Source organism: Synechococcus sp. OH2, assembly GCF_047462155.1.
GTDB lineage: Bacteria > Cyanobacteriota > Cyanobacteriia > Thermostichales > Thermostichaceae > Thermostichus.
The window spans coordinates 22,121-29,762 of record NZ_JANSIR010000105.1 but is presented as its reverse complement, the minus strand read 5'-3'; the positions used below and the strand labels follow the sequence as shown (position 1 = coordinate 29,762).

Genomic DNA, 7,642 nt, shown 5'->3' with positions numbered 1-7,642 from the left:
CATGCAAACCTTTTCATAAAAGATACATAATTTAACATTTACGGAGCTTCCTCGGCAGAGCAGAGGTTGGGGAAAATCTGAGCAGGTTGTCGTTGACCGCCTGGGATTTTCGGTATAAGTCCCTACGGAATTCCTGGATGCGTGGTTATGTCGAACTGGTCGGAGTCCACCTCTTCCCCCGAGCTGTTGCAGATGGCGCGTTGGCTGGCGGGAGACTTCAGCAACCAAGAGCAAGCCTGGGAGAACCCACCTTTTTTTGCCTCGATCCGGGTGGCCTATCGTCCCTTGCCAACTGCTGTGCTGGGGGGGATTGGCTTCTATGTGGAACAGGCCTACAGCGGCCATTTGGAGGAGCCCTATCGTCAGGCAGTGGTGGAACTCACCCAAGTAGGGGACGGGATCGTGATTCGCAACTACCGTCCTCTGCAGCCGCAGCGGTGGCGGGGGTGTGCTCGCGAGAAAGCGGAGCAACTTAGCCAACTGAGCGCTGCCGATCTGGCCTACCTGCCGGGGTGTGATGTGCAGGTGAAGAGGCAGGGATCCCTCTTTGTCGGCGTGACAGAGCCGGGTTGCCGCTGTTGTGTGGTGCGCAACGGCCAAACCACCTATTTGCAGACCACCTTGCACCTGAGCGAGAGCGAGTTTTGCAGCCACGATCGCGGCATAGATCCGGTTACCCACCGCCAGGTGTGGGGAGCTTTGGCCGGCCCTTTTCGCTTTCGCAAGGTTGTCGATTGGCAGGTGGAGCTGCTGCAGTAGGTGGGAAGAGGATCCCTGGCCAATCTCGGCGCCGTGGGCGAAAGATGATACTTTTGGAGGAAGCAACTGCGGCCCGCCACCTGTCCGAACAGGGATCCTTTCTGCTGGCTGCTCGGCAACGCTGACGCGAATGTGCGAATGAACTATCCCCATGCAAGACGAACAAGACACGCTTCGCCAACAGCTTCTTGCCCTCCAAGATGAGGCGCTTGCCCAGGTGGCGCAGGCTGCCGATCTGGAGGCCTTGGAGCAGATCCGCATCGACTATCTGGGCAAAAAGGGGAAGCTCTCGAAGATCTTGGGGGGCATGGGGAAGCTGCCCCCGGAAGAACGGCCTGCCATTGGCGCTTTGGCCAACACCTTCAAAGAGGCCCTACAATCCAGCTTGGATGAGCGCAAACGGGCCTTGGCCGAAGCCCAGCTCCAGGCCCGCCTGGAGGCGGAGCGGCTGGATGTCACCATGCCGGGGCCGCGCCGGCCCTTGGGGCGGATCCACCCTTTGCAGGCCACCATCGACCGCATGCTCGATATCTTTGTGGGGATGGGCTACACGGTGGTTCATGGCCCGGAGATCGAGACAGAGTACTACAACTTCGAGGCCCTCAACACCCCCGCTGACCACCCGGCGCGGGACATGCAGGATACTCTCTACCTAGAAAAGGGTTATCTGATGCGCACCCAAACCTCTTCGGTCCAGGTGCGGTATATGGAGCAACACCAGCCGCCCCTGCGCATTGTGCATGCTGGGCGAGTGATGCGCCGCGATACCGTCGATGCCACCCACTCTGCCGTGTTTCACCAGATGGAAATTTTGGCGGTGGGCGAGAACCTCACCTTTTGCGACCTGAAGGGCACCCTCAAGGAGTTTGTCACTCGCCTGTTGGGCCAGCGAGAAACCCGCTTCCGGCCCAGCTATTTTCCTTTCACGGAGCCTTCTGCCGAGATGGATGTGCGTTTTGGCTCCAAGTGGCTGGAAATTTTTGGCTGTGGCATGGTGGATCCCAATGTGTTTCAGGCGGTCGGCTATGACCCGGAGCGCTACACCGGCTTTGCAGCAGGGATCGGCGTCGAGCGGGTGGCCATGCTTCTACACGGCATTCAAGATATCCGCCTGTTCTACAGCAGCGACCTGCGCTTTTTGTCGCAATTTTAGGTCAGGAAAAGGTGCGTTTGTAAACCAACTGGAGGTGCTCCAGCTCGTCTTTGCGATTGGCACGGCGCAAAAGGCGCATTTGTTCTTCGAGAACTTGGCGGGCTTCGTTGCGGCTAATCGGGTCAAAAACCAATTCTTCCAGAGCAGATGGATCGGCGTTGTGATCGGGGGGCTTGAAGTAAACCCGAAAAAACAGCCTTTGGGCATAAAGGGTGGTGAAGATGGCCTGACTTTCGTCAACCCGACACAGGCTGTAGAGCAAACCAAATGTAGGGTGATTCAGATACAGCTCATTCATGACCAATAGCGTATCACTCTTGGTGGAGAAGAGGGGCTTTCCTTCTTGTTCGCTGGCCGAGAAAGTTGCTGAAATGATTTTGCTCCGGCTCTTGAGACCAAGAGCGCAAATCATAGGTTCCACCCAGCCTGATTTTGGCTTTTGCGACTGGATTCAAGATTAACAAAGCTTTTAGACACAGGTCGGGCTGCTATCGCCGCTGCTGTTCCTGCGCCTTTTTCTTCATGTCATCCAATTCCTTATCTACCGCTAGTCGCATCTCCAGCCGACGAAATTCTTCCTCCAATTTATCCTCTTCAAACAGGCTGCCCCAGCGGTTGAACTGCGGATCCGGCTCGCCAGCCTTCTGGGCTTGGGCGGCTTTGACTTCTTGCAGCTTGGTTTTCACCTCTTGGCGGCGCTGGGCAATTTGCGGTAGCAGAGCTTCCAGTTGCTGGATTTTCTCCTCCAGAGCCTTGCCTTGGCCAAACACCCGACTCCCTTTCTCCAAAAGCTCGGCTTCCCGTCGGCGTGCCCCTTCGGCCAGATCGGGGCGATTGGCCCGCTCGGCCTTCTCGATGCGAAAGTGCCAGGTCTTGATCTCCTCGCCCAACTCGGAGAGAGCTTCGCTGAGGGCCTGCTTCTGAGCGCGGCTTTCCTGCAACAGCCGCAGAGTATCCGCTTCCTGCTGGCGCAACTGCTCATCAAGAGCCTGCAGCTCGATCTCGGGGTGGGCCCTAAGAAATTCCTCCAGGCGGGTTTCCAAAAATCGGATGATATCTTCGATGAATTTCATGGGCCGATCCTCGTTGGCCGAGCGCTCAGTTAGCTGCGTTTAGACTAGCGCAAGCCAGCCCCTTGCGGTGAGATCCCCAGATCCTGGATCCCTGTCTGCCTCAAGCCAACAGACGCCCGTCTCCAAGTCGGATAATGCGCTGGGCGGCTTGGGCCACTTCCAGGTCATGGGTAACCACGACAAGAGTAATGCCCTGGCGGTGGAGCTCGGCAAAAAGGTTGAGCACTTCCTGGCTGGTGTGGCTGTCTAGGGCGCCGGTGGGCTCATCAGCCAACAACAGTTGCGGTCGGTTGACGATGGCCCGGGCAATGGCCACCCGCTGTTGCTGGCCGCCGGAGAGCTGGGCTGGGCGCTGGTGCAGCTTGCTCCCCAAGCCCACCTGTTCTAAAGCTTGCTTGGCCCGCCGGCGCTGTTCTGGCTCCGGGATCCCGGCATAGGCCAAGGGGAGCATGACGTTTTCCAGTGCTGTCAGAACAGGCAGCAGATGAAACTGCTGGAAGACAAAGCCGATCTTTTGGTTGCGAATCCGGGCTAGCTCCCGATCCGTCAGAGTGGAAACCTCCACGCCGTCCAGCCAGTAGCGCCCTGAGCTGGGCCGATCCAAACAGCCCATGAGGTTCATCAGGGTGGACTTGCCGGAGCCGGAGGGCCCCATGATAGCACAGTGCTCCCCAGCCTCGATCACCAAGTCAATATCGTAGAGGGCCTGAAAGCTGCCTTCCGGCAGCGGATAGATCTTGTTCACCCCGACCATCCGCACCACGGGCGGGCGAGGCGAGGCCAAGGCGGCAGGGCGCTCCAGGGATCCCACGGGCCCCTGGTGACGATCTGCCCAGGGTTGTTGCTCAAGCATGGTTGACACCGCGACTGGCCCCATTCTAGCGAGCCTTTGGGCGGCAACTGCCCTGGTCCCTAGCCGGAAGAGCGGATCTCCTGCGGTTGGTGGTAGGGACAGCTTCCCTGGGGATCCACCCGGAGGCGGTAGAGGGGGGAGCGCTCCTGGTCGCAGCGAAGAACTTGGGTGTGGGCTGTCAAGATCTGGCGGGCAAAGCGGCAGTTCTGGCACCTCATGCCCCCGGCAGCGAAGACAGGGGGGGGTTTGGGGCGCGGCACGATGCCGGTGGCGGGGGCGGACTCTGCCGGGCGGATCAGCTCTCGCGGCGAAAGGCCGCGCAGCACCAGCTCAGATCCCTGCCAGCGGGCTTCCACCAGGCCGGTATCGGCCCAAGCGGCCCAACGGGGATCCTGGGCAATCTGAGGGGGCAGACGCACCTGCACACCAGCCAAGGCCCGGGGCGAGCCCTGTTCCTGCCAGATCTCTTCCACCTCCCCCTCGTAGCGCAAGGTGGGATCCCTGGGAGATTCTGACGGCTTGACTTGGGTTTGCAGGCGCCCGTCGGGGAACTCCAGCCAATGGCCGGGTTGAGGGCAGTGAACATGGTAACGGTTGCACAGCTCCGGCAGATCCGCCAGATCCTGCACCTGCTGGGGGCTGGCGTGCACCAAAACCACATGTTGGGGGCGAAAGGTGTGGACGATCTGGGTCAGATGCCCAACATCGTTGTGGCTGTGCCAGGCCAACCACTCCACCCCAATGCGGGAGCGCAGTGGCCCTGGCCATTGGTCAAAGGGGGTGGCCAACTCCACTTCCGGCAGCCGCACTAGCAAGCAGGAGCGCTGCGGTTGGGCCAGCAAGCGCGACCAGATGGGCTCCCAGGCTTCGGGCCCGGCGTCGGCATCGCACAGCAATAGGCCCTGGGGCAAGGGATCCACCTCCGTAAGGGGCTGCACCCGCGGCTGCAGGCGGTCTTCCCAGAACAAGGGCTGATAGGTGGCGAAATTGCGCACTGGCTCTGGCAGGTAGGGAAGCAAGCGTTCGTAGAGATCGCAGCCTGCGGCTAGCCCTGGCGCCACCCACACTGTCAGCTCTTGGGAAGCCTGGGTAAAGCGGTGGTGGGCTTTGAGGAGGAAAATCAACTCCTGGCCCAGCCCCAATACCGGCAGCGGAAACAGCACTGTCTGTCCTGCTGCCAAGGCGCTGATCAGGCGCTCCACCAGGCGGTTTTCCAGATGGCGACGGGGTGGATGGCGAGCGGATCCCAGCGAGGCTTCGATGAGCAGCACGTCCGGCTGCCAATGGCGCAAAGCGGCGAGATCCAAGCCGGGAGCAAAACGGGTAGAGGCCAGGGAACAGTCGCCGGTGTACACGCAGGTTTGGGCGGGGGCGGCTTGGGTGTTTTGCAACAGTGTCGTCGCCGCCCCCGGCAGGTGCCCGGCTGTGAAAAAGGTGAGCATCAGATGGGGCAAGATCTCCCGTGCCTGGCCAAAGGGCAGTGCCCGAAAGGGAGGAAAGCGAATTTCCCGGTCGTAGCCCGGCCAAACGCCCCGCTCCCACAGGCCGCTGGCCAAGTGGGCGGTCAGGGGGGTGGCATAGATAGGCACCTGCGGGTAGCGACGATAAAAGGCGGGCAGCCCCTGCAGGTGGTCAAAGTGAGCATGGCTGCAGATTACTGCATCCGGGATCCCTGGCAAGGCTTTGAGGAGAGCGGGAGCAGGCAAGCCACAATCGAGAAGCAAGCGGTGGGATCCCATCTCCAGCCAGTAGGCACACCCCTGCTGCCGGGGATCCGTGCCCAGGGGGATTAGTCGAAGGGGAGATCTCTCTGACTCCACAGATGTGTTGTTTTTAACTAGAAGACCACGCTCAATCCTGCAAACCACAAGGGCGGCTCGGACGGAGATCACCCCTCTCCCCGGTACACCTCCCGGAAAAGCAAGGGCAACCTATGCCGATCTTGCTATCCTATCCTTCTTCCAGCATAGCTGTTGCCCACTGTACGCCGGGGCAGCCGGCAATTTTCTCTATGCTCTCCATGCAACAGCGGGATGATAGGGGAATTTGGCTTTGCCATGTGCCTGGCTTGGCAGCCCTAGGAGTTGGGGAGCGCATCTGTTGTTTCTTCCGGCGCCGGGTTGTGGCTACGCAAGGCAAAGCCGGCAAAATCGTGATCGTCCGGGCGCACCGTTAGAACCATCAGGTTGTAGAAGGCCCAGACTAGGCCAAACAGCAGCTCTAGCCAGGTTGGATCCCAGTTGCCAGCAAAGCGCAGGGCTCCCACCCCCATTGCTGCTAGTGTCAGCACAATGGCCAATGCCTGCGGGCCGAGAGAGAGTTGGGACGGCTGTTCGGGATAGGGGGGCACCCCCCGCAACGCCTGCACCAACGCCTGAATGGACTGGAAAAACTGGCTACCTGTCTGTCGTTCTGACTGCCACGCAGCCCCCCACAGAGAGGGAGGAAAAGCCAACAGCCAGGTGAGCCGCCCTAGAAGGGCGTAGGGCAAAAACCAGGCAAAAAAGACCCTATCAAAGGCCGGCACCGGCATCCAGCCCGTGCAGAGAAAGAGGATCGGCACCGCCAAATAGGCCAGCTCTGCCACGCCGCCAGCAGCCCAGAGGGCCAGCCACAGGTACTGAAAGCGCTGCTGCTGCGTAGTTGGCTTGCCCCAGAAGGGATTTTCCCGCAAGGCCGAAAAAATCGCCAGCAGAGCCACGCGGCGGTTGCGCAGGGGCAACAAAACGCCGGTGACCTGGGCCTGGCGCACCAGGTGGGACTGCCAGCCGCGGCAGTGCATCTGACACCCCAACTGCACAGGGCGGCGAATGTCAATTTGCGGGATCCCCTCCAAAGCCGCCCGCCGAATGAGACAGCCGGATCCCAGCAGCGGTGCCGCCTGGTAGCCTTGGGATCCCACCGCCAAAAGCTGCTGTAGGGGGTGAACGGCCTGGGGCCGGCCCAGGGTGCGCAGCATCGCCTGCACAAAGCCGGTGGCATTGGCGATGGGAGCCCGCTCCAGTGAGTCATAAAACAGGGGCAACGTCTGCCACAAAAAATCCGGCTCGACAAAATGGCCCGGCTGCAACAGCAGCAGATATTCTCCCTGGATCTGGCCGGATCCCAGCAGGTAGGCTAGGGGATCGGTCGTGGGGGTGGGGCAAGGCCAGTACTCGCAGGGGATGGCCTGTGCCACCTTGGCCATCTCTCCGTCTTCCACCCGATCCACAATATGGACAAACAGTCGCTCCCAGGGGTAGTCCAGGCGCAGAGCCGAGAGCACCGTCTGCCGGGTCGCTTCCAGAGAATCCCGCTGGCGCATCACCAGCACATCCACCCGCGGCAGTTGAAAAAATGCCCGCTGCAGCACCTCTGGCCCTGGCACCGCCTTTTGCCTCACCTGGGAGTAGCGGCTGAGGATAAAGCCCACCGCCGCCAGCCAAACGTACAGCTCCGCCCCCCAAAACACAAGGGATCCCAGGCCTGTCAGCCCCTCGGTGATGCGCCAGTAAAGGTACGCCACCCCAGCGATAAGGTGGAGCAACCCCACTCCCCGAAACAAAGACATCCGCATAGCCGCAGATCTCACAGGCGCTCCACACAGTGCTGGGCATTGGGCCGGGCCCAGATCTGCCCCCTTTGCCCACAGACAGGCCAGGGGATGTGACAAATTGAGCTATCTTGGGCAGTCGCCCGGCCAGAACAGGTCAAGTCGCTGCCTATTGGGCAGCCGTCTCAACCGGGTAGACACTCACCTTTTTCCGCCACTTGCCGTAGCGCTCAAAGGTGACAATGCCGGTGGCTACCGCAAACAAAGTGTCA

General features: G+C 60.7%; 7 protein-coding genes and 1 pseudogene. 2 read left to right on the top strand and 6 right to left on the bottom strand.

Going from position 1 to position 7,642, the window contains the following annotated elements:
• Positions 1-147: 147 nt before the first annotated feature.
• Entirely contained in the window at positions 148-759 is a 612-nt protein-coding gene (locus tag NW835_RS10575) for a chromophore lyase CpcT/CpeT (protein ID WP_414363903.1), read from the top strand.
• Between the two features lie 151 nt (positions 760-910).
• Positions 911-1,912: a phenylalanine--tRNA ligase subunit alpha gene (gene pheS / locus NW835_RS10570; RefSeq protein WP_414363902.1), complete on the top strand. Its 1,002-nt coding sequence runs from the start codon at positions 911-913 to the stop codon at positions 1,910-1,912.
• Between the two features lies 1 nt (position 1,913).
• On the opposite strand, the gene NW835_RS10565 is transcribed toward pheS, so the two are convergent.
• The 6 genes and pseudogenes from NW835_RS10565 to NW835_RS10540 all read right to left on the bottom strand — a co-directional run.
• Positions 1,914-2,210, bottom strand: a complete 297-nt coding sequence (locus tag NW835_RS10565; RefSeq protein WP_414363901.1) for a PipX family protein — start codon at positions 2,208-2,210, stop codon at positions 1,914-1,916.
• Between the two features lie 190 nt (positions 2,211-2,400).
• Entirely contained in the window at positions 2,401-2,985 is a 585-nt protein-coding gene (locus NW835_RS10560) for a TIGR04376 family protein (RefSeq protein WP_414363900.1), read from the bottom strand.
• Positions 2,986-3,085: 100 nt separating this feature from the next.
• The gene (locus NW835_RS10555) at positions 3,086-3,838 is read right to left on the bottom strand and encodes an ABC transporter ATP-binding protein (protein ID WP_414378027.1); all 753 of its coding nucleotides are present in this window, start codon (positions 3,836-3,838) and stop codon (positions 3,086-3,088) included.
• Between the two features lie 59 nt (positions 3,839-3,897).
• The gene (locus tag NW835_RS10550) at positions 3,898-5,658 is read right to left on the bottom strand and encodes an MBL fold metallo-hydrolase (RefSeq protein WP_414415260.1); all 1,761 of its coding nucleotides are present in this window, start codon (positions 5,656-5,658) and stop codon (positions 3,898-3,900) included.
• A gap of 257 nt (positions 5,659-5,915) precedes the next feature.
• Entirely contained in the window at positions 5,916-7,409 is a 1,494-nt protein-coding gene (locus NW835_RS10545; RefSeq protein ID WP_414415259.1) for a cellulose synthase, read from the bottom strand.
• Positions 7,410-7,539: 130 nt separating this feature from the next.
• Positions 7,540-7,642: pseudogene (locus tag NW835_RS10540) on the bottom strand (50S ribosomal protein L27); the annotation flags it as partial.

Excerpts from the sequence above, each read along its gene's own strand:
- NW835_RS10575 (WP_414363903.1), top strand. The coding sequence starts at position 148 with ATGTCGAACTGGTCGGAGTCCACCTCTTCCCCCGAGCTGTTGCAGATG.
- pheS (WP_414363902.1), top strand. The coding sequence starts at position 911 with ATGCAAGACGAACAAGACACGCTTCGCCAACAGCTTCTTGCCCTCCAA.
- NW835_RS10565 (WP_414363901.1), bottom strand. The coding sequence starts at position 2,210 with ATGAATGAGCTGTATCTGAATCACCCTACATTTGGTTTGCTCTACAGC.
- NW835_RS10560 (WP_414363900.1), bottom strand. The coding sequence starts at position 2,985 with ATGAAATTCATCGAAGATATCATCCGATTTTTGGAAACCCGCCTGGAG.
- NW835_RS10555 (WP_414378027.1), bottom strand. The coding sequence starts at position 3,838 with ATGCTTGAGCAACAACCCTGGGCAGATCGTCACCAGGGGCCCGTGGGA.